Source organism: Pedobacter terrae, from assembly GCF_036946585.1.
Classification (GTDB): domain Bacteria; phylum Bacteroidota; class Bacteroidia; order Sphingobacteriales; family Sphingobacteriaceae; genus Pedobacter; species Pedobacter terrae_C.
On record NZ_JAQIIV010000015.1, the window covers coordinates 1 to 23,068 of the forward strand.

Consider the following 23,068-nt stretch of genomic DNA (forward strand, 5'->3'; position numbering starts at 1 on the left):
GCATAGAAGTTTCTTCTAATGTAGGCATCTGCAATAAAATTTTAGTTTGCTAAATCAGGGAGGATAAATAAAGCTAAACATTTTAGCACAAAACTAAAGAATGATTGTTGAGAAATTTTAAGTTTAGGTGTTTAATTTTCTATAATCGCTATTGCTTTGGAGAAAGAAATCAAGTTTGCTTGGCAAAAATGTAGTTTTAAAACTTGACTTCTTGAAATTTTAATCACGTAATCTATTTTCAATTAAACCATTAACCAGTTCAAACTTTAATCAAAATCCTTATCTTTGCAGCTTGATGAAACAACAATATTCAAATCTTATCGCTGTTAAATTCCTTTAACAAGGTTTCATCATCTTTTACATCCAAAATTTTATTATGCTTAACCCTGAAATAGAAAAACGTAAAACCTTTGCCATTATTAGCCACCCCGATGCCGGTAAAACCACATTGACAGAAAAGTTTCTGCTTTTTGGCGGGGCCATCAATACAGCCGGTGCGGTAAAAAGAAATAAGGCAAACCAGAGCAATACCTCCGATTTTATGGAGATTGAAAAACAGCGTGGGATCTCTGTTGCCACTTCCGTAATGGGTTTCGAGTACAGCGGTAAACGTATTAATATTCTGGATACCCCTGGTCACAAAGATTTCGCGGAAGATACATACCGTACGCTATCTGCTGTGGATAGTGTGATTTTGGTGGTCGATTGTGTAAAGGGCGTGGAGGAACAAACTGAAAAATTGATGTCGGTTTGTCGCATGCGTAACACGCCTGTAATTATCTTCATTAACAAAATGGACCGGGAAGGTAAAGAAGCTTACGATTTATTGGATGAAATTGAAGAAAAATTGAACATCAGTTTATGCCCACTTTCATGGCCAATCGGGCAGGGACATACTTTTAAAGGCGTTTATAGCATTTATAACAAGCATTTAAATTTATTTAATTCTGATAAGACCAAAGTGACTGATTCGGTTGTGGCGGCAAACGATCTAAACGATCCTTCGTTATTAAATTACCTGAAAGAAAATGAAATCAACACGCTGAAAGATGATGTTGAACTGGTTGACGGTATTTATGGCACGATTGATAAAGATTTGTATACCGATGGCTTGGTTGCGCCTGTATTTTTTGGCAGTGCGATTAATAATTTCGGGATTAAAGAGCTTTTAGACACCTTTATAGATATCGCACCAAGCCCTCGTCACCGTGAAGCCGAAGAGCGCGATGTGTTGGTAGAAGAAAAAAACTTCAGCGGTTTTGTATTTAAAATTCACGCCAACTTAGATCCTAAGCACCGCGATCGGATTGCCTTTTTGAGGATTTGCTCTGGTAAATTTGAACGCAATAAATTCTATTACCACACGCGCCAGGATAAAAAACTGAAATTCTCTAATCCGATGGACTTTATGGCCAATGAGAAAAGTATTGTTGAAGAGGCCTGGCCAGGTGATGTGGTTGGTTTGTATGATAGCGGTAACTTCAAAATTGGCGATACTTTAACAGAAGGCGAAAAACTGCAGTTTAAAGGAATTCCAAGTTTCTCTCCTTCCATTTTTAAAGAAGTAGAAAATATGGACCCCATGCGTACCAAACAATTGGAAAAAGGAATTGAACAGTTAACTGACGAAGGAGTAGCACAATTATTTGTGATGCAGCCGGGAAACAGGAAAGTAATCGGAGCCGTTGGCGAGCTTCAGTTCGAGGTAATCAATTTCCGCTTGGAACATGAATATGGTGCAAAATGCCGTTTTCGCACGCTGAGTTATACCCGCTCGAGCTGGGTAACTTCAGAGGATAAAAAGAAGCTGGATGAGTTTGTAAAACGTAAACAACAGCATATTGGTTTTGATAAAGAGGCTAACCCTGTTTACCTGGCAGATAGTGAATATATGATTAATCTGACCAAACAAGATTATCCGGATATCGAGTTCCATAAAACCAGTGAGTTTAAGAGTTAGTTTTTTAGTCAGATGTTCGGAGCCGGAAGTCTAAAACGCAAAAAACCTTTTCTAATTGTTTAGAAAAGGTTTTTTTTGTATAATATACCTCCGTCATTGAGAAGAGGAACGACGAAGCCTGCCGGCAACAGGCTGGCAATCTTACAACGATCGCTAGTAGCGTGCGTATTAAGATTGCTTGTTGCCTCCGCAACGATTTGTGCATACTATCACTTCTTGCTCAAATCCCAGATCTTTAAACTACTTAAAATACTTTTTCCATCCTTCGAAAATGCCGCAATTCCGGTAGCCTTTTCATCAGGAAAAATCATGGTCGAAATAACTTTTTCACCACCATTACCAAAAACTTCGAGTGATGATTTATCAATCAGGATTTGAATTTTCACTTTACCACCAACAGGATTTATTCTGGCCGTTTGAACGATATTCTTATCGTTTTTAATCCCCTTTTCTGATCGTGAACAATCGACATAAAGCTCATTTTTATCGACCTGATAACCTACTTCAATTTCTTTAATCACTTTCCCTTGATCATCTTTCAATTGGGCGAGTTTGAAACCAGAATTTTTAGTACCGCTCAAATCAAATTCTGCTTCAATCCAGTTTGCATTCGTAATTTCGCCTAGTTTTAATTCGCCGCTAATGGCCAGATTTTGTTTAGAAATTACCCGGTTTTCGGCCAGTTTTTTCAGATTGCCTGCGATAACCGAACTTGGCTGCTGAAACAACCTTACGCCATCAGGCGTGGTTTTTAAAGCTAAATCCCTCGGAATAGACATCTGTCCTTTCCATGGAAAAGTTTCTTTACCGCCAGGTTGCAACCAGCCCAAAAGTATGCGTTTATTATTTGGTGCGTTGTTCCACGGAATAGCCGCATAAAACGAGTCGCCATCATCTACCAATAAGGTTAACTGGCCATCATTATCATTTTTAAAAGTTTTACCGTCAAAATCACCTACAAAATACTGCATGGTGGGCCCTTTTGGTCCAAAGAGTGAAATCATCAATACCCATTTCATATTGCCCTTGTTTCCATCAACCGCCAGCGGAACGATAAATGGGCATTCCCAACCACTACCCTGATTGCCTTGTTTGCCAAAATCGCTCAACATTGTCCAATCTTTCAGGTTTTTTGAACCGTAAAACCGGGCCTGATGCTCATCAACCATTGCGACCGTCATAATCCATTGTTTAGAAGCTTCATGCCACCATACATTCGGATCGCGGAAATCTTTCTTATTTAAATCAATAATCGGATTTTTCGCATAATTGGTAAAAGTTAAACCGCCATCATTGCTGTAGGCCATATACTGCGATTCATTTTGCTGTTTAGGTAAATCAGCCGTATAAAAAGCCAAAATAGGCGCTTTACCCTTCCCTAAACCACTCACATTTTGTTTATCCAAAACTGCCGAGCCAGAGAAAATCATGGTGGTGGTATCTTTAGTAATCTTTTCGGGGATGGCAACCGGTAGGTGCTCCCAATTGATCAGATCTTTACTTTTTGCATGACCCCAACTCATGTGTCCCCATTTATTTTCGAATGGATTATACTGGTAATACAAATGGTATTCGCCATTGAGATAAATTAATCCGTTAGGATCATTAAGCCAATTGGTCGGCGCAGTAAAATGATAGCTGGGACGCCATTGAGGAGTAGCTTGCTGCGCAAATACGCTAAAAGAACAAGCCATCAGGATAGATAAAATATATTTCATTCTGCTCATAATTGGTTATTAAGCCCTTAAAGTACAAATAAGAACCCATATACTAAAACGTTTAACCCAATCGCAATCCTCAAGTCCCTGGTTCTTATTTTTCCCCTGCTATTTCATATTGTTTATAGGTTTGTTCCAAACGGCGTTTAATTTTATTAATCAGCAATCGTGGAGATCGTACTTTAACGCATTCTCCAAAACCCAATATTTCGCGTTCCAATTCATAATTCAGCACCACGTCAATCCTGATCGTCGTGGTACTGACATTTTTATTCAACACTACCTGCGAAGTATGTAAAGGCTTGGTAATAACATAGGGGGCATGATCATTCGTAAATTCCAAAATAACTTTTTGTGGCCGGTCTCTCTCGCTTTTGGTTACCCCAATTAAATCATCGTAATAACGATCGAAATCTACCCCTTCATGGGCAATAAAAGTTTCATTAGGCAATTCCTGAAATTCTACAATACGATCTAACGCAAGATTTAAAATACCAGATCTTTTTTTAGCCTTGCAGATCAAAAACCAGCGGTTGCGATATTCTTTTAAAAGGTATGGGTAATAAATGCCTTGCTGAGCCTGTTGCGCTTTGAAAGATTTGTATTCGATTAACAACGATCGTTTATTTAAAACCGCTTGATAAAGTGGCGGGATACATTCCAGACCTTTTACCAATTTATTACTTTCCAGCTGGATATTATTACCACTCTGTTTAGTCGATTTATAAAGGTTATTTTCCAAACGCGCAATCATATCGCTCATCTCGTCGAAATAATTGAATGCATTAAATTGCTTTAGTACACCAACAATTTCTTTCATTTTATCTACATCAGCATGGTTAATTGGTGCTTTTGTAATGCTAAAGCCTGGATCTTCGTAAGCATAAAAGCGCTTATCCTTTACTACAATCGGGGCATTATAACCAAGTTTATCGCTCCTCATCAACTGAATATCAGCCTGTATGGTACGCTTACTTACCCCACCGGTGATACCCTCAAGCTCATAAAGGGTTTCGGCAACCTTTTCAATCAGATCATCTAGGGTCCATTTACGGAAACGGTTTTTTAAACAATCATCGATGGTTTTGTAACGAATGAGGGCTAATTTATTGATGGCCATTTTGAATGTTTTATAGCGGTAGGTTAAAAGCTGGCGTTTAAGCCTCCTATAAAGATAAACAAGTTCCACTTAACTACGCAATACAATTGCGCAATTAAATATCAAAAACACAAATAGGATAAAAAATAAAATTTTATCTCATTAAAAATCAACATATTAGTCAACTTTCAATAAAATAATTTCAACTGCGCAATTCCTCCGCGCAGGGATAGTGGCATCTTTGTAATGTCGCCAGTCGATATTGAAGTTCTTTGAAAAATATTAATAATAAATAACTGATTTACAGGAAAAGTAGAGTGTTTCAAGAATTACCCGCTCTCATGGTGCTGCTCATTTTCGAATAGTACCTTAATACGAAGCCCCTGTTCCGGATCTGCGGAACAGGGTTAACGGTAGCACTTAACTAGTTTAGTAACTCAGTACTATATAAAGAAATTCCGGTTAATAACCGGGATGGCAATACTACATGGAAACTGATCCCAGTTGCGGGTTTCGATATAGCCCCAAAGTATTTATGCAATAACATGGAATATACTGATCAGGATTATGATAGTTTGTCTCAACACGTTGTGTGTCGTGGGTTCGATTCCCGCTTCCGGGAAATCCGGAATAACTCAGTGGTCAGAGTAACAACAAAACATGCAGGTTCGAATCCTGCTTCCAACCATCACTTGGAATCGCATAAGGGTAATGCAATGGATTTAGGTTCCATCTTAAAAGAAGAGATACTTCAAATTTCTCATTGATTAGCCTGTAAAACCACATTCTGCTTAATAGTTCTTTTATGTTCCTGAAAAGCAAATTTGCCTTTGCTTTGAAAATAAAGCGATGAACGAACAGATTTAAAAATCAAATTATTTTAAACGTTAGAACCAATCTCCGGATTTCAGCTAAAGAAAAATAATTTCATTCTTAAAAACATCAGGATTCAATTTATTTCCGCAAAAACCAGATGAATGTGCTTTTATAAGGCTTTGTAAGCAAACAAATTAAATAATTATAAATCTTAACATCAAAAAACATGAAAAGAGTAGCCATTAACACCAATTATGTTGGATTGGTGTTTAAAAGAGGAAAATTAAAAAGCGTATTAACAACAGGAACTTACTGGTTAGGTTTTGGAGAGGATATCACGTTGTACGATATGAGCAAAGAGTATTTTTATACGGTTGCTGAATTGGATATCTTATTGGAAAACGAAGACTTCGTGAATTTAATTCACTTGGTAAATGTTGCCGATAACGAATTGGCCTTAGTTTATCAAAACAGCAATTTCAAGAACGTGTTAACGGCAGGCAGACATGCCATCTGGAAAGGCTTGTCTACATATACCTTTGTGAAGGTCGATGTTAGTAACATCAACATTGATGAAACAGTTGATAAAAATCTATTAGAAAAAGCACCATTATTGAGTTACATCAGGGCTTATAAAGTGGAGTCATTTGAAAAAGCCTTGTTATTTATAGACGGCAAATTTGAAAGGATGTTGGAGGCAGGAAACTATGTTTACTGGAAAAATGTGACTACCATTCAAGTTTTAAAAACCGATATGAGACAATTGAATATGGAAATTATCGGGCAGGAAATCTTAACAAAAGATAAAGCACAATTGAGGGTAAACTTCAGCATTCAGTATAAAGTTGATGACATCATCAAAGCATTATTGCAAAATAAAGATTTTGATAAGCAATTGTACATTACCATTCAATTGGCCTTAAGGGAGTCGGTTGGCTTGATGACTTTTGATGAATTGATGGAAAGTAAGGAGAAGATTGCCGCACAAGTAATGGAATTAACTTTGGCTAAAGCAGCCGATTTGGGTGTAAAATTAACAAACTGTGGTGTTAAAGATATTATTTTGCCAGGTGATGTGAAAGAGATTATGAATCAGGTTTTAGTTGCCGAAAAAAGGGCACAAGCCAATATCATTACCCGAAGAGAAGAAACGGCCTCGACCAGAAGTTTATTGAACACCGCCAAATTAATGGAAGACAACAACATGTTGTACAAGTTAAAAGAGATGGAGTACGTAGAGAAGATCGCGGAGAAGATCAATAACATCAGCTTATCGGGCAGTGGCCAAATTGTGGATCAATTGAAGCAAATCTTCGTAAAATAAATTAAATTTAGAAGCTTCCCCCGGCAGTGACTGATGCCTGCCGTGGGGATTAACAAGGAACGAAAATGAAAAACAACATAACAGGAAGCAACCTGATAGAAATAGGTTACTCCGAAGGAAAAATACTAGGCCTGGCCTTAGACACTTTGATCGCAAATTTTTCAGCTATCGAAGAAAAAGAATTGCTGGCTTTGTTTAAAAAAGTAAAGGATTACCCCGAAAGTTTTTTGGATGATCCGGTTTTAAAACCATTGGCAACAGCCATGATTGAAGAAGCCAATGCACCAAAAGACGAAACCATCGCGCTCGTAAATGATGCGAAACGCTATGCAGTATTTGGCGCTGATTATATTGAAGAAGGCGCCAGAAACCAAATGGATATCGCCATGAAATTGCCAGTATCTGTAGCGGGTGCTTTAATGCCTGATGCCCACCAAGGTTATGGCCTGCCTATTGGCGGTGTGCTCGCTACCAAAAATGCCATTATCCCCTACGGTGTAGGTGTTGATATTGGTTGCCGAATGGCACTTAGCATTTTCGATACTTCCGAGAAACATTATTTTGGTAAAGATGCCATGTACAAGCGCGAGTTGATTGCTTTTACCAAATTTGGTGCCGGGCAAAACTTTAAAGGAACTGAAAAAGCAGATCATGAGGTTTTAGAAGATGAAGCTTTTAACAGCACGCCTTTTTTGAAAAATCTGCATGGAAAAGCCTGGGCTCAATTAGGTACATCTGGCGGTGGTAACCATTTCGTAGAATGGGGGATTATCGATTTCGCTGAACGTGATGAGGTTTTAAATATTGATAAAGGTCGTTACGTGGCTTTATTAACCCACTCCGGTTCGCGCGGCTTAGGCGCTACCATTGCCGGTCATTATACCAAATTGGCAAAAGAGATCTGTAAACTCCCGAAAGAGGCTGCAAACCTGGCTTATTTAGACCTGGATACTGCTGAAGGGCAAGAGTATTGGATTGCGATGAACTTAGCTGGCGATTATGCCTCTGCCTGTCATGAAGTAATTCATAAAAGGTTAACCAAAGCCATCGGTGCAAAGGTTTTAGCCAAGGTAGAAAATCACCATAACTTTGCCTGGAAAGAGTTGATCAATGGAGAGGAAGTAATTGTTCACCGTAAAGGTGCTACGCCTGCTGGTAAGGGCGTAATGGGGATTATCCCAGGAAGTATGACTGCCCCAGGATTTCTGGTGAGGGGGAAAGGCGAAACCAGTGCAATCAATTCAGCATCACATGGTGCCGGTAGACAAATGAGCAGGACGAAAGCGATTCAATCGATTACTAAATCGGATATGAAAGCGATTTTGAAAGATCACAATGTAACCCTAATTGGTGCAGGGTTAGACGAAGCCCCAATGGCCTATAAAGACATCCATAAAGTAATGGCGGCACAAACCGAACTGGTTGATGTGGTGGCTAAATTCGAACCTAAAATGGTAAGAATGGCTGATGATGGAAGCAGGGAGGATTAGTTCGGAGTTGGAAGTTTTGAGTTTGGAGTCCTTAGTCCTCAGTCGTCAGTCTAAAACCTAATAACCTCGTTGGTTTTCAAACCTTCGAGGTTTTTTATGTTGTTAGAATAAAAAATTAGAAAAACATGGGTTCTTGCCTATTGTCCCAAAAGAAAAGAACTTCTATTCGATCGGGTTTGACTTCATAAAATACAGAAGAAAGCTTTTTAATTAATCCTTGTCGGATGTTAGGATCAAATTCAGTTTGTTTATAAATGAACGGTGGATAGCCGATTAATTCCAGTGTTTTAATGGTATTCTTTTTAAAATCAGTTAATGCTTTTGCCCCTAATCTTCATTTATCTGAGCACAGATTGACTCAAAAGTTTTAATGCTGTTTCTGATATGACTACAGGCAGGGGTGCCATCAGATTGTAGAGATTTTATCTTTAAATTCTGCTAAAGAAAAACTTCTTCCTGCTTTGATATCATCTTGTCCTTTTCTTATTCCTGACTTAACATGCTCAGGCAAGGCATCCTTCTTTTTAATTTCATAAGGAACATCCAAAGCTTTAAGAAATGCCTTTAAAGCCTTTTCTTGTATTTTATCCGGGTGTACAAGGTAAGTTTCCATATCAATTTGATTTTAAACTAATATACAAATTTAAAGATTATTAACCCGAGTTTCTCGCTATTATTTGCAGCAAGTATCTACTTTTTATAGCTTCTAAGTTAGGAGTCGCGTCATGTTGATCCGATAGCAATCGGATTTATTTCAGCATGCTTTATCCAGCATTGACCTTGAAATAAATTAACTTCGGTGAGCTCACTAAGGTTCGGTTCAGGGTGACGACAGCTTTTTTAAAATCTCCTCTTAAAAATTTTTACAGTTAAATATTAGCATGCTGAAGCGGATAATATTTTAGAACACTTTTTAATTTCTTATCTTTTGCTTTACCGGTAAGGTTGGTCACATTAATGATATTGATATATTTTGTTGGATCCTCGGTTGATTCGAAAATGATCACTTCTGCATAATTTGTTTCGCTACTCAAGGAGGGTTGATCATTCAAAACAGTAAAATTTCTTTTACCAAGTTCGTTTAAAATCTCTTCTTTGTTTACCACTACAGGAATACGGTTATGGATTTTACGTCTCTTCATCCACTGGTCGTTTATTTCAGAGTATGGCATGCTCACCTGACCATTCAGAACAGCCAGAACAGCTCCTCCAAGTATAACGATAAACTCTCCCGCCCAAATAATCCACAATAATAAACCACTGATGGTACCTGTGCTCTCAATGCGGAATGTACCTATTTCATTCAGATTAATTATTTCCTGAATCAAAATATTAGGATGCGTAAAAAGGAAAAAGAAATCTTGAGCCAAAAACTTTAAATCTGTACCATTTAGGTTAAAAGTAAAACCCTTTCTACTGTAGGCCAGGGTATCGAAGAAAACCCATTGAATATAAAAGGCAAATAGTCCACAAAAGATGGCAATAATTGCAACGATCTTTTTATTCCTGACTTTTCCGATCTTAACGCCAAGATCAATAAAAAACCCTAAACCAAAGCCTAAAAGCAAAGCGATAATAGCAATGAACCAAATATTAGGAATAAGCCTTCCGAGAATAATGTAAAAAAGAGGAAGAATAAAAGATGCCAAAATACCAATGGCAAGTGTAGTAAGAATAGCTGATGTCGAGGCGTAACCTTGAGGCGTGTATTTTGGTTCCATAAAGCGTGAAATGAGATTTTCATTTGAACACTCCATCATTCATTTTGTTTGATGGAGTGTTCAAATTTTCTATTTCAATTTGCTCAAAGCTGTTTTTATCCTAGGCAGCATGTCTTTAATATCTTGTAACGTACAAGCGCCCACCGAAGCCCTGAACCATGGCATATTGTGTTCGTTTCCGAATGCAGAGAATGGTACAAGTGCTGCGCCTGCTTCTTTAATTAAATAGAAGTTAACGTCGGCACTATCTTTTAAAAGCTGACCATCTTCGGTAGTTTTACCAATATAATCTATTTTAATAGTCAGGTAAATGGCACCCATTGGCTCTACTGCATCTACATTAAAACCTTCAGCTTTTAAAGCATTAAAGCCATTATAAAGCGCGTTTAAACTGTCCTGTATCTGTGCTTTAAAGCTGGTTAAAAAAGTATCAACCTGTGGCTTGTTATTAAAATAGTTAGACATGGCAACCTGCTCCGCTTTTGGTGCCCAGGCTCCCATATGGCCTACCAACGCCTTCATCCGGTTTACAATATCTTCCGGACCAAATCCCCAACCTACACGTACACCTGTTGCAGCCAGGCATTTAGAACTACCGTCCACAAAAATGGTAAACTCACGCATCGCCGGACGTAATGAAACCGGATTAACATGTACTTTATCAAAAGTTAAAAGCGAATAAATCTGATCGTACATCAGGTAAAGTGGCTTTTCCCCGGCTCCACGACTTGCATTTTCTTCTAAAACTGCATCACAAATCTCGGCAAGCGCATCCGCATCGAACATGGTACCCGTCGGATTTAAAGGCGAGCATAGGGCCAATAAAGTTGCACCTTTTAAATGTGGTTTCAACTGTGCCGCAGTTGGCATAAAGTTATGGGCTGCGTCAGTTTCAACTGCAATGGCATTTGCCGATGTTAAATGGCAATAGTGGTTATTATTCCATGATGGTGCAGGAAACACTACTATATCTCCCGGATCAATCAGTGCCAGAAAAGTAGCATAAATTAAAGGACGCGAACCGCCTGAAACCAAGATGCTGTTGGTATTGTATTCTAGTCCAAACCTATCTTTCAACAATTCCGAAACGGTTTCACGTAAAGGCAAAACACCATCAGCAGGCGGATAATTGGTTTGGTTGGCATTGTAAGCTTCCACAATGCCAGCTTTTAACTCAGCCGGTATTGGGTAAATATTCGAATCGAAATCGCCAATGGTCAGGTTAGCAATTGATGCACCTTTGCGCTTCATTTCGTTAACTTCGTTACCAATTTTTATAATTTCTGAACCAATTAATGAGTTGGCTATTACTGAAACTTTCATATTATGCTATTAAATCTGCTATTGCTTTATTCACTTTTTCGAAACCAAACTGTGCTAGTACAGCGTTCATCGTATCTTTAATCTGCTCATTACACAGGTTGCCGATGCTTCCCTCATGGGTATGATGTATTTGATTAGATGGTGCAAATGTACCATTTTCAATCTGCTCTCCAACTATCTTATAAGCTTCTCTAAAAGGCACACCCTGTAAAGCAAGCTCATTAACGACTTCAACGCTAAAGAGGTAATCGTACTTTTTATCCTTTAAAATATCATCCTTTATGGTGATGTTCTGAAACATAAAGGTGGCGATTTCCAAACATTCATTAAGCGAAGTAATTGCCGGGAAAAGATTTTCCTTTAATAACTGTAAATCACGATGATAGCCAGATGGCAGATTGGTAATCATCATGGCAATTTCATTTGGCAAAGCCTGAATTTTATTGCAACGCGAACGGATCAATTCGAAAACATCAGGATTTTTTTTATGTGGCATAATGCTCGAACCTGTTGTCAATTCGGGAGGAAAACTAATGAAGCCAAAATTCTGGTTAATGAAAAGGCAAACATCCATAGCCATTTTTGCCAGCGTTGCGGCAACGGCGCTCATGGCCTGCGCCAGGATTCTTTCGGTTTTGCCTCGTCCCATTTGTGCATAAACCACATTGTAGTTTAAGCTTTCAAATCCCAATAATTGGGTAGTTAATGTTCTGTTTAATGGGAATGATGAGCCATACCCTGCTGCAGAACCCAGGGGATTTTTATTGGTGATTTTCCAGGCGGCCAGCATCAGTTCCATATCATCGGCAAGGCTTTCGGCATAAGCGCCAAACCATAAACCAAATGATGAAGGCATGGCAATCTGTAAATGCGTATAGCCTGGCAATAATTTATCTTTATGGGTATTGCTCAGCTGGATTAACTGATTAAACAAAGTGGAGGTCTGGTTAACCATATCTTCAATGCAGGCACGGAAAAACAGTTTTAAGTCAACTAAAACCTGATCATTACGTGAACGGCCACTATGGATTTTTTTGCCCGCCTCGCCAATGCGTTGTGTAAGCAACCATTCCACCTGCGAGTGTACATCTTCAACCGTATCTTCGATGGTAAAGTTACCGGCTTCAATTTCGACGTAAATATTTTTCAATTCCTGCTGAATGGTTTTTAACTCCTCTGCAGTAAGCAAATTTATCGTTTCCAACATTTCAGTATGGGCCAGCGAGCCCAACACATCAAACTTTGCCATTTGCAAATCAAGTTCGCGGTCTTTACCCACGGTAAAATGTTCTACAAACTGATTTACATCAATATTTTTTTGCCAAATTTTCATTTTAATTTATTTAACCGCAAAGAGCGCTAAGTTGTTCGCAAAGCACGCTAAGCTTTTATTGAATCTCTAAACAAGAAAATTCTGCTTGTTTATAAATTCTACTATTAATTCTTTTTTTGCTAAAAGTATTTGTGATACGGATATGGTTGTATTATTGCCTGTTCTGAGCCAGATTATTTTAGGCGGATCCCCATATAAATTAGAAAACTCATAAAAATCAGCGTCAAACGTAACTATTGTAAAATCATTTTGGCCAGCGAATGTCCAAATCTCCTTAGCCGATTTATTTTCCAGATTTAATTTCCTAATCTGCTCACGCTGTGGGAAAGCTAGCTGAATAAGCTTAATAATGCGGAAAGAGATATTCTGATCAAATAGTAATTTCACTAGGCAACCCGTATTTTATGTTCTCGATCGGCAGCATAAGCCAAACAAGCTAAAACTTGTGCTTTGGTCAATTCTTCAAAATCCTCCAAAATCTGTTCGAGGGTCATTCCGTTCGCAAACCAATTTAGAACATCATAAACAGCAATTCTAGTCCCAATTATACATGGCCGACCAAACCGTTTATCTGCATTAATCTCGATAAAATTAGCGTAGGTGTTCATATCCCAAATATAAACATTATTTAAAGCTTTTTTATTTAACCGCAAAGAGCGCTAAGTTGTTCGCAAAGCACACAAAGCAACAATCATTTTATCACAGCGTACACCGAGTTCTTCACGGAGAACACAAGGCATTCGATATTTAAGTTAAGTATCAAACCTTACACCTTAAAACCCTCTACCTTTAACCTTGCATAACCGGTTTCAACATATTCACATATCCTTCCACCCCTTCTGCTACTTCTCTAACATACAAAAATTCATCGGCCATGTGCGAACGACCTGAAAAACCCGGACCACATTTTACGGATGGAATATCCAATAAAGCCTGATCGGAAGTAGTTGGTGAACCATAAGTTGTTCTACCCAAAGCTACACCGGCCTGCACAACCGGATGGTTTTTATCAATAGATGATGGTTTTAAACGGATAGAGCGTGGTGTAACATCACAATCTACATTTGCACGGATAATTTCTAATACCTCTTCGTTGGTATAGGCATCCGTTACGCGTACATCAACAGTAAAAGTACAATTGGCTGGCACCACATTATGCTGTGAACCCGCGTTAATGATGGTTACGGTCATTTTCAGCGGACCGAAAACTTCCGATACTTTAGGAAACTGATAATTTCTGAACCATTCAATATCGTTTAACGCTTTGTAAATCGCATTCTCCCCTTCTTCTCGGGCAGCGTGTCCTGCTTTACCGTGCGATACACAATCCAACACCAGCAAGCCACGTTCAGCAATAGCTAAATTCATTTCTGTAGGCTCACCTACAATACCAAATTCAAGCTCGCCTAAATCAGGCAATACCAGTTCCAAACCATTATTGCCCGAAATTTCTTCCTCGGCTGTAGCTGCCAAACAAATATTGTATTTTAAATTTTCCTGCTCGTAGAAGTACAAAAACGTCCCGACTAAGGAAACCAGACAACCACCGGCATCATTACTACCCAGACCGAAAAGCTTATCGCCTTCAATTGCAGCATCGTATGGATCGCGAGTATAGCCCGAATTTGGTTTAACCGTATCGTGGTGTGAATTTAACAATAACGTTGGCTTATTGGCGTCAAAATGCTTGTTGTAAGCCCAAACATTATTCATCTTACGCTGGGTTTTGATCCCTCTCTCCTCCAAAAACTGGGCTATTAAATTAGCGGTCCGGTCTTCTTCTTTACTAAAAGACTGTATGCGGATTAATTGCCGCAATAAATCCAGGCTTTCCTTTTGTATATTTTCTAGTAACATATAGTATCAAGTGGTTAGTAGCAAGTAGTAAGACGGATTTATCTTTAACCTGTTACTTTTAATTTATGGCTAGGCACATCATCCATCTTACTTTAACCATTTTACATCCGTTTTAACCTTCCTTTGTGTATAAATTGCCAGCTTTTAAAGCCGAAAGTTTAATACCTTTTATCAATGATGAACTAAAACCATTGTGTTCCATTTCATTTAAGCCAGCAATCGTGCAACCTTTCGGCGAAGTTACCTTATCTATTTCTGATTCTGGGTGTGTTCCATGTAATAAAAGCAAATCGGCCGCACCTTTGGCGGTTTGAACAGCCATTTTTAAAGCTTCATCTGCATGAAAACCTATTTCAACGCCACCTTGCGATGCAGCCCTTATTGCCCTTAAGAAAAAAGCAATACCACATGCACAAAGCGCTGTTGCAGAAGTCATTAAATCTTCATTAATCTTTACAACGGATCCAACAGTTTCAAACATCTTGGTCACGTCAGCCATATTGTCTGCTGATGCATTATCGCTGGCTATACAAGTCATAGATTGACCAATGGCAATTGCCGTATTTGGCATTACGCGTACCACTTCTACACCCTCTCCTAATTTTTCTCTTACAGCAGCACAGCTCACACCCGATATTACCGAAATAACCAAATGTTTAGCCTGAACGATTGAGGTTTGAATTTCATCTAAAACCGTGTTTAACTGTTGGGGCAAAACGGCAAGGATTACAACATCTGCATCAATCACAGCTTGCTTATTATTATGGCTAACCTTAAAACCAGCTTCAGCAAAAGATTTTAAATGGTCGGTGTTCCTTCGGGTTAAGGCAATGTCTGCAGCCTGGGCAAAGTTGGCTTTCACCAAACCTTTCGCTAATGATAAACCAATGTTTCCACTACCAATGATGGCTATTTTTTTATTCATTTGATTACAAAGATTTTGGTGACTTCACCGATTTTAATCAATTAATGTTTATTTGAAAAGCGGTTTCAGTAATACTATTAATGTTAGTCCTGCTATCCACTTCAATCTTTTTAACTTCTGCCATTTCATCCATTTATCGTCATTGCGAGGAGGAACGACGCTGCAGTTTCTCTCGTTTGAGCTAAAAAAGTATTTCCGCTTCTATCAGGTTTAGCTTGCAAAAGCAGTAGTTAATCGGTTTCTTTTCCCCTCAAAGCATTATGTTGATGCAATGTCTCACCCTCTACCTTCAACCTTGTTACTTTCCGCCTTATTTTAGCATTTTGGTACCAAAAGCTCCTTCTGCAAGTTCGGCCAATTCATCAGCTTTTCCAATATACACCGCCGAAACACCTTTTTTGATGGCTTCAAAAGCATTATGCAATTTTGGGATCATTCCACCTGCTACCGTTCCATCTGCTTTGAAACCTTCAAATTCATCTGCTTTAATTTCCCTCACCACAGAAGCATCATCATTTACATCTTTAAGTACGCCCTTTTTCTCAAAGCAATATACCAATCGTGTTTCGTATAAAGCCGACATCGCCACCGCTACAGACGATGCAATAGTATCGGCGTTGGTATTCAACAATTGGGTATCTCCATCATGTGTAATGGCACATAAAACGGGTACCAAACCTACTTTCAGCAAACTATCTAGAGTTGTTGAAGACACTGAGTTTTCATCCAAATCGCCAACAAAACCATAATCAATTACCGCTCCCGCCATCGGCCCACTTTCAGTACCATAAGTTTTGGTACTCACCGGGCGTTTTTTTGCTTTGATCACATTACCATCAGCACCGCTTAAACCAATGGCATTGCTACCTTTGGCCTGTAATTGGGCAACCATATTTTTGTTGATTAATCCGGCATAAACCATGGTTACAATGCGCAGGGTTTCGATATCCGTAATTCTTCTGCCCTCAACCATTTTAGCTTCAATGCCTAGCGATTCACCCAGTTCGGTTGCAATTTTGCCACCGCCATGCACTAAAATTTTATCTCCCGGCAATGCCGTAAAATCCAGTAAAAACCGGTGCAGGTTTTCCGAATTGTCAATTACGTTTCCACCTATTTTTATGATTGTAAGTTGCTTCATCATGTATGTTCGCCGTGGCTCGTGTCTGCACGAACCACTCTAATTTTTTATTTTAATGATTTCGGTTCTTGAGGACACGAACCGAGGCTGTAGAATTTACAATTCCTCCAGCACCGCTTTAATTACGGCTTGTGCTGCCCATAAACGATTTCCGGCTTCGTGAATTACCAATGAATTTGGTCCATCTAAAATCTCGGAAGATAACTCCAGATCGCGGCGCACAGGCAAACAGTGCATCACCTTTGCATCGTTGGTAATTTTTAACTTTTCGTTATTCATCATCCAGCCATCCGGATAAGTTAACACCTTACCATATTCATTATAACTGCTCCAGTTTTTTACATATACATAATCAGCGCCAACAAGCGCTTCTTCTATATTATATTGAATATCGGCACCTGGTGTAAAATCTTCCGCAAGTTCATATCCTTCAGGCTGCGCAATCGTGAAATCGATCATTCCTTCGGCCTGTGCCTTGCACATCCACTCTGCAAAAGAATTAGGCACGGCTTGGGGTAATGCCTTAACATGAGGTGCCCAGGCTAAAACCACTTTGGGTTTGCGGCCATCAGGTTTCTTGGTCCAGGTTTCGTGAATGGTTATAATATCAGCAAAACTTTGCAAGGGGTGGCGTGTTGCACTCTCCAAGCTTACTACCGGCACCGCACAATATTTGACAAACTTGTTAAAAAAATCCTCGCTATAATCTTCATCCCGATTAGTTAGTTTCGGAAAAGAACGCAGGCCTAAAATATCGCAATACTGACCCATCACTGCAGCCGCTTCACGAATATGTTCAACCGTCGAACCATTCATCACTACGCCATCCTGTGTTTCCAAGGCCCAGCCTTCTTTATCCAGGTTCATCACCATTACGTTCATCCCTAGGTTTAAGGCTGCTTTCTGTGTACTTAGACGAGTACGTAAGCTTGGATTCATAAAAACTAAGCCTAAGGTTTTGTTCTTGCCTAAATGCTGATGTGCATAAGGATTTGCTTTCAATGCCAGTGCATCATTTACAAATTGTTTGATGCTCGGAACATCATGTACGGAAGTGAAAAGTTTCATTTTTTTAAAGCTTAAAGCTTAAAGCTTAAAGATTAAAGCTCCTGCAAAATTTTAAACAGATACAAATCTAAAGCTTAAACAATTATCGTCTTAAACGTTTCAGCAAGCCTATAAGCATTGCCTTAACTTCATTTATTTTATTATTTATATTCAGATACTTCTCTTCGTCTAAGTACCTCAAATCATTAGCAAGTAAACAAGCATATTCAACTTCATGACAAGATCCTAATGCCATATCTAAAAAACTTGCGAAATCTTGATCCGAATTTCGACCAGCGCCTTCAACAATATTGAGTGGTACTGAGTAAGCAGCTCGTTTAACCTGACTATGTAAATCATATTTTTCAGAAGCGGGAAACATGGGCAATATATCTGAATAAACAAATAATACCATTACATGTGCCTTTTTCCAAACATCTAGTTTTCGGTAATCTCTCATCTTCATTTTAGTTTAAAAGTAAACTAGAAAGGCCAGGGCCCTTCTATTCGAAAATAGGGATACTACTAATCTAGCTTTTATTTATTCAAATCAAGTTCACAAATATAAAGTTGTGCTTTCAGCTTTAGTCTTTAAGCTTTCAGCACAAGACTAAACGCCTGCAAAAATTCATCAGCATGTGCTCTGGTTAAGTTTAATGCTGGCAGTAAACGGATTACATTGGGTTTTGCCTCGCCTGTAAAGATAAAGTGTTTAAATAAAAGCTCCTTTTTAACATGCGCCAGTTCTTCTGGTAATTCGATACCAATCATTAAACCACGACCACGAACTTCTTTTACCTGCTCAAATTTCTTTAATTCACCAATTAAGTAATTTCCAACTTCTTCGGCATTTTGGATCAGGTTATCTTTTTCCATCACTTCCAAAACAGCTAATGCCGCAGCACAAGCTAAATGGTTACCGCCAAAGGTTGTACCTAACTCGCCATGCCAAGGTTTAAATTTAGGGGCAATAGCAATTCCGGCTACCGGAAACCCATTACCCATACCTTTAGCCATGGTGTACACATCGGCTTCTACTCCGGCCCAGTCGTGCGAGTAAAATAAACCTGTACGGCCATAACCACATTGTACCGAATCGGCAATGTAAACAGCATTATACTCATCACATAGTGAACGGATTTTTTGCAGGAAGCTTTTTGATGCTTCTTTAATTCCACCAACACCTTGTATCCCCTCAATAATTACCGCACAGATTTCATTGCCCTGCGCTTTAAAAGTTTCTTCTAAAGCCACCTCATTATTGTGTGGTAAAAAGATAACATTTTCGGTCTGATTAACAGGAGCTACAATTTTAGGGTTATCGGTCACAGCAACGGCTAAAGAAGTACGTCCGTGGAAAGCACCGGTAAAAGAAATTACCTTTTTTCTCCCGTTGTAAAACGAAGCCAGTTTAAGTGCATTTTCATTGGCTTCTGCTCCAGAATTACACAAAAACAACTGGAAATCTTTTTTGCCCGATACTTCGCCGAGTTTCTCGGCTAGTTGTACCTGTAATGGAATTTTAACCGAATTGGAATAAAAACCAACTTTGCTCAATTGATTGGTTAGGCGACTTACATAGTGCGGGTTGGTATGACCAATAGAAATTACAGCATGACCGCCGTATAAATCTAAATATTGTTGTCCATTGGCATCCCAAACATTGCTGCCGGCTGCTCGGGTAATTTCTATATCGTTAAGGGGGTAAACGTCGAATAAGTTCATTTTTTAAAAGGGTTTTTAAGGTTGAGGGTTGGAAGGTAGAAGGTTTATTTACACTGTCTAGCTCTTGCCTCCGCCTCTTAAGAATTTAATAAATGCGATTAACATCGCCTTAATTTCATTGACACTTTTATTTACAGCTTCGTAAACTTCCAAACTGATGTAAGCTAAATCGCGGATAAGAATAAAAGCATATTCTATTTCTTTTGTAGAACCAAGAGCATTATCAAGATATCTCGCAAAATCTTTATCTGTATTTTTGCCACTTCCTTCTACAATATTTAAAGGGATTGAATAGGTAGCCCGCCGAATCTGTTGCGTAAGGGCAAATTTTTCTTCAATAGGCATAATAGGGAGTATTTCCTTATATACCTGTAAGGTAAATAAGTGAGCCTTTTTCCAAACATCTAGTTTTTGATAATCTCTCATACATCTTAAAATTTTCAAATCTGAATCCAGACCTTTTAACCTCCTACCTTCCAGCCTCTGTCTAAAAATTTGCTGCTTTTAATTTCAGTCCTGCAGTTTCTTCCAGTCCAAACATCAAGTTCATATTCTGAACCGCTTGTCCGCTAGCTCCTTTTAACAGGTTATCGATAATACTGATGACAAATAATTTGCGGCCGTGTTTTTCGATGTGCACCAGTGCTTTATTGGTATTCACTACCTGTTTTAAATCTATATTTTTACGGCTTAAATGTGTAAAAGGATGAGCACTATAATATGTTTCGTAAATATTTTGTGCCTCTTCTAAACTTAAATCACTTTCCAAATACATTGCCGCCAAAATACCGCGTGTAAAAGCACCGCGTTGCGGGATGAAATTTAACCACTCCGACCCTAAAGGGGAACCAGCCTGACGAATGCTCTCGCCGATCTCATTCAGGTGCTGGTGTTCGAAAGCCTTATAGATAGAAAGATTGTTGTTTCTCCAGCTGAAATGGGACGTTGTAGCTAAGCTCTGGCCTGCACCGGTAGATCCGGTAGTAGCATTAATGTGAACCTCATTTTTAATCAGCCCTTTTGAAGCCAAAGGCAACAAACCCAATTGGATACAAGTTGCAAAACAGCCAGGGTTAGCAATATCTTTAGCCGCTTTAATTTTATCGCGGTTTAGTTCGGGTAATCCGTAAACAAAGTTTTTGGTCGAAAAGTGAGCATTTGCATGCAACCTGAAATCCTGAGACAAATCGATAATTTTAATGTTATCGTTAATAGGATTAGCGGCTAAAAATTTTTTTGCATCACCGTGGCCAACACAAAGAAAAAGCACATCGATATCCTGCGGAACATTACTTACAAACTTTAAATCTGTATCGCCGATCAGATCAGTATGCACATCAGAAATCAAGTTTCCGGCGTTGCTAGTACTGTTTACAAAAGCAATTTCAACATTTGGGTGGTTAACCAGAATACGGAGCATTTCGCCACCAGTGTAACCCGCACCACCAATTATTCCTGCTTTAATCATTTTTTTAAGGTTTAGGGTATAGGTTTAAGGTGTAGGGACTGAGCGTATTAACCTTACGCCTTTTTACCCTAAACCTTAAGCCTCGAGGCTATGCCTCGTTATTTACTTTATGCCAGATCATTACCTGGTTGCCGAAGATTTTAGAGAAACCTTTTACATCTTCACCGCTCCAGGCATTGTTCATTTCGCCGTAGCTACCAAATTTATTGCTCATTAAATCATGGTTAGATTCAATACCGATAATCTGAAAACGATAGGGCAATAACTCAACGAAAACCTTACCGCTCACAAACTTCTGCGTATCAGCTAAAAATGCTTCAATATTCCGCATAATCGGGTCATGGAACTGGCCTTCATGCAACCAGTTGCCATAGAAAGAAGACAATTGTTCTTTCCAGCTTAACTGCCATTTGGTTAACGTATGTTTTTCTAAAGCGTGGTGGGCTTTAATAATAATTACCGGCCCTGCAGCTTCGAAACCTACACGGCCTTTAATACCAATAATGGTATCGCCCACATGAATATCGCGACCAATACCAAAAGGTTGCGCAATAGCCTGTAATTTCTGAATGGCTTTTACCGGCGCTAAGGTTTCACCATCGAGCGCTACCAATTCACCTTTTTCAAAAGTAAGTTCAATTTTACGCGATCCGGTTTCGGAAACCTGGGTAGGCCATGCACTTTCTGGTAAGGTTTCGTGAGAAGTCAGAGTTTCTTTACCGCCCACCGAAGTACCCCATAAACCTTTATTGATGGAATATCTTGCTTTTTCGGCACTATATTCAACGCCGTGACCAGCTAAATATTCAATTTCCGCTTCGCGTGATAATTTTAGATCACGGATTGGCGTAATGATTTCAACACCGGGAATCAGGATATTAAAAATCATATCGAAACGAACCTGATCGTTGCCCGCGCCAGTACTGCCATGTGCCACATAATCAGCACCAATTTTCTTTACATAATTAGCAATGGCAGTAGCCTGACTTACACGTTCTGCACTTACAGAAAGTGGATAAGTTGCATTTTTTAATACGTTGCCAAAAATCAGGTATTTAATACAACCATCATAGTAACCTTTTGTTTCATCTACCACCGCATGCGATTTCACCCCTAAAGCGTAAGCTCTTTTCTCAATTTCCTGTAATTCCTCATCAGAAAAACCACCGGTATTTACAATCACCGAGTGAACTTCCAATCCGCGGTCTTTCGCCAGGTATATACAACAAAATGAGGTATCCAATCCTCCGCTAAATGCTAAAACAACTTTTTTCATGCTATTTAAATAAAAGGGTAAATAAAAATAAAAGGGCTTTTAAGCCTGTCTTGGGCTTTGGTTTAACCACCAAACGTTGTTTGATGCGCATAAAGCGCTCATATAATTTGGGTTTTTTCTGCAGTTCTTCGGCAAATTGCTTGGCTACTTCATGTTTTTTCTCGGCCGGATCATAAAGCATAGCCGTGCACATGCAGTTTTTACGTTCCTTCATTTTTAGAATTTCGAAGTTTACGCAGCTCTGGCAGCCTTTCCAAAATTCTTCATCCTGGGTAAGTTCGTTGTAGGTTACCGGTTCGTAGCCCAAATCTGAATTTATCTTCATTACGGCCAAACCTGTTGTTAAACCAAATATTTTTGCTTTGGGATACAACCTTCTTGATAAGCCAAAAATTTCGTTTTTAATGGCTTTTGCCAATCCGGCTTTGCGGTATTTAGGACTTACGACCAAACCACTGTTGGCTACAAATTGCCCGTGACTCCAGGTTTCGATATAGCAAAACCCTGCCCATGAACCATCTTTGTGAAAAGCAATAACCGATTTGCCCTCTTGCATCTTATTAGATATGTATTCTGGCGAACGTTTTGCGATGCCCGTACCACGCGCTTTCGCAGATTCGGCCATCTCGGTTACAATTTCTTCTGCAAATACACGATGTTCAGGAAGTGCAACCTGCACTATAAATTCGTTAATATCCATTCGTTTTCTAACGAAAAATTATAAGTATTCTTGTTAATTGGGTTTTTAGAGAGGATCAATTCCTCGTTACGTTTAGTTGGGTACTAAATACGTGGAGTGAAATTTTGCCGGCTTGTGGGATAATAAAATACGGATTGAAAATGAT

Annotated in this window: 21 protein-coding genes and 1 tRNA gene; 4 read left to right on the forward strand and 18 right to left on the reverse strand. The window is 39.0% G+C overall.

The annotated features are described in order from the left end of the window. The first annotated feature begins 376 nt into the window (after window positions 1-376). A complete protein-coding gene (locus PGN18_RS17010; RefSeq protein ID WP_335320802.1) occupies window positions 377-1,960 on the forward strand; it encodes a peptide chain release factor 3 in 1,584 nt (527 codons plus the stop codon). 209 nt (window positions 1,961-2,169) lie between these two features. Here the strand turns inward: PGN18_RS17010 and PGN18_RS17015 are convergent, their stop codons facing one another. Together PGN18_RS17015 and PGN18_RS17020 are read right to left on the reverse strand one after the other, a co-directional pair. After that, window positions 2,170-3,678 (reverse strand): glycoside hydrolase family 32 protein, encoded by a 1,509-nt coding sequence (locus tag PGN18_RS17015; RefSeq protein WP_335320803.1) that lies wholly within the window; start codon window positions 3,676-3,678, stop codon window positions 2,170-2,172. A 94-nt stretch (window positions 3,679-3,772) separates the two neighbouring features. Then, a complete protein-coding gene (locus PGN18_RS17020; RefSeq protein ID WP_335320804.1) occupies window positions 3,773-4,798 on the reverse strand; it encodes a helix-turn-helix transcriptional regulator in 1,026 nt (341 codons plus the stop codon). A gap of 605 nt (window positions 4,799-5,403) precedes the next feature. Here PGN18_RS17020 and PGN18_RS17025 point away from each other — a divergent pair. From PGN18_RS17025 to PGN18_RS17035, 3 genes are all read left to right on the forward strand, one after another. Next, window positions 5,404-5,465 (forward strand) — tRNA-OTHER (locus tag PGN18_RS17025). A gap of 354 nt (window positions 5,466-5,819) precedes the next feature. Next, on the forward strand, window positions 5,820-6,917 hold the full coding sequence (locus PGN18_RS17030; protein ID WP_335320805.1) for a slipin family protein: 1,098 nt from the start codon (window positions 5,820-5,822) through the stop codon (window positions 6,915-6,917). A gap of 65 nt (window positions 6,918-6,982) precedes the next feature. After that, window positions 6,983-8,407, forward strand: coding sequence for an RtcB family protein (locus PGN18_RS17035; protein ID WP_335320806.1), 1,425 nt, complete (start codon window positions 6,983-6,985; stop codon window positions 8,405-8,407). A 406-nt stretch (window positions 8,408-8,813) separates the two neighbouring features. Here PGN18_RS17035 and PGN18_RS17040 read toward each other — a convergent pair whose 3' ends face one another. From PGN18_RS17040 to PGN18_RS17115, 16 genes are all read right to left on the reverse strand, one after another. After that, a complete protein-coding gene (locus PGN18_RS17040; RefSeq protein ID WP_335320807.1) occupies window positions 8,814-9,020 on the reverse strand; it encodes a DUF2683 family protein in 207 nt (68 codons plus the stop codon). Between the two features lie 256 nt (window positions 9,021-9,276). Then, window positions 9,277-10,128, reverse strand: a complete 852-nt coding sequence (locus PGN18_RS17045) for a hypothetical protein (RefSeq protein ID WP_335320808.1) — start codon at window positions 10,126-10,128, stop codon at window positions 9,277-9,279. 69 nt (window positions 10,129-10,197) lie between these two features. Continuing rightward, window positions 10,198-11,451, reverse strand: a complete 1,254-nt coding sequence (locus PGN18_RS17050) for a pyridoxal phosphate-dependent aminotransferase (protein WP_335320809.1) — start codon at window positions 11,449-11,451, stop codon at window positions 10,198-10,200. A 1-nt stretch (window position 11,452) separates the two neighbouring features. Then, window positions 11,453-12,784 (reverse strand): argininosuccinate lyase, encoded by a 1,332-nt coding sequence (gene argH, locus PGN18_RS17055; RefSeq protein ID WP_335320810.1) that lies wholly within the window; start codon window positions 12,782-12,784, stop codon window positions 11,453-11,455. Between the two features lie 66 nt (window positions 12,785-12,850). Beyond that, entirely contained in the window at window positions 12,851-13,171 is a 321-nt protein-coding gene (locus PGN18_RS17060) for a DUF5615 family PIN-like protein (RefSeq protein WP_335320811.1), read from the reverse strand. Next, complete coding sequence (locus PGN18_RS17065; protein WP_335320812.1) at window positions 13,171-13,392, reverse strand: DUF433 domain-containing protein; 222 nt, start codon at window positions 13,390-13,392, stop codon at window positions 13,171-13,173. The genes PGN18_RS17060 and PGN18_RS17065 overlap by 1 nt, the downstream gene beginning before the upstream one ends. A 181-nt stretch (window positions 13,393-13,573) precedes the next feature. Further along, window positions 13,574-14,641, reverse strand: a complete 1,068-nt coding sequence (locus PGN18_RS17070; RefSeq protein ID WP_335320813.1) for a M20 family metallo-hydrolase — start codon at window positions 14,639-14,641, stop codon at window positions 13,574-13,576. 112 nt (window positions 14,642-14,753) lie between these two features. Next, window positions 14,754-15,566 (reverse strand): pyrroline-5-carboxylate reductase, encoded by an 813-nt coding sequence (gene proC / locus PGN18_RS17075; protein WP_335320814.1) that lies wholly within the window; start codon window positions 15,564-15,566, stop codon window positions 14,754-14,756. A gap of 310 nt (window positions 15,567-15,876) precedes the next feature. Then, entirely contained in the window at window positions 15,877-16,707 is an 831-nt protein-coding gene (argB, locus tag PGN18_RS17080; protein ID WP_335320887.1) for an acetylglutamate kinase, read from the reverse strand. A 96-nt stretch (window positions 16,708-16,803) separates the two neighbouring features. Beyond that, window positions 16,804-17,775: an acetylornithine carbamoyltransferase gene (locus PGN18_RS17085; protein WP_335320815.1), complete on the reverse strand. Its 972-nt coding sequence runs from the start codon at window positions 17,773-17,775 to the stop codon at window positions 16,804-16,806. Between the two features lie 82 nt (window positions 17,776-17,857). Continuing rightward, window positions 17,858-18,214, reverse strand: a complete 357-nt coding sequence (locus PGN18_RS17090; RefSeq protein WP_335320816.1) for a four helix bundle protein — start codon at window positions 18,212-18,214, stop codon at window positions 17,858-17,860. Between the two features lie 131 nt (window positions 18,215-18,345). After that, entirely contained in the window at window positions 18,346-19,479 is a 1,134-nt protein-coding gene (locus PGN18_RS17095; RefSeq protein ID WP_335320817.1) for an aspartate aminotransferase family protein, read from the reverse strand. A 57-nt stretch (window positions 19,480-19,536) separates the two neighbouring features. Beyond that, window positions 19,537-19,905 (reverse strand): four helix bundle protein, encoded by a 369-nt coding sequence (locus PGN18_RS17100; protein ID WP_335320818.1) that lies wholly within the window; start codon window positions 19,903-19,905, stop codon window positions 19,537-19,539. 61 nt (window positions 19,906-19,966) lie between these two features. Further along, window positions 19,967-20,947: an N-acetyl-gamma-glutamyl-phosphate reductase gene (argC, locus tag PGN18_RS17105; RefSeq protein WP_335320819.1), complete on the reverse strand. Its 981-nt coding sequence runs from the start codon at window positions 20,945-20,947 to the stop codon at window positions 19,967-19,969. Between the two features lie 88 nt (window positions 20,948-21,035). Then, window positions 21,036-22,223: an argininosuccinate synthase gene (gene argG / locus PGN18_RS17110; protein WP_335320820.1), complete on the reverse strand. Its 1,188-nt coding sequence runs from the start codon at window positions 22,221-22,223 to the stop codon at window positions 21,036-21,038. A gap of 1 nt (window position 22,224) precedes the next feature. Further along, complete coding sequence (locus PGN18_RS17115; protein ID WP_335320821.1) at window positions 22,225-22,923, reverse strand: GNAT family N-acetyltransferase; 699 nt, start codon at window positions 22,921-22,923, stop codon at window positions 22,225-22,227. Between the last annotated feature and the right edge of the window lie 145 nt (window positions 22,924-23,068).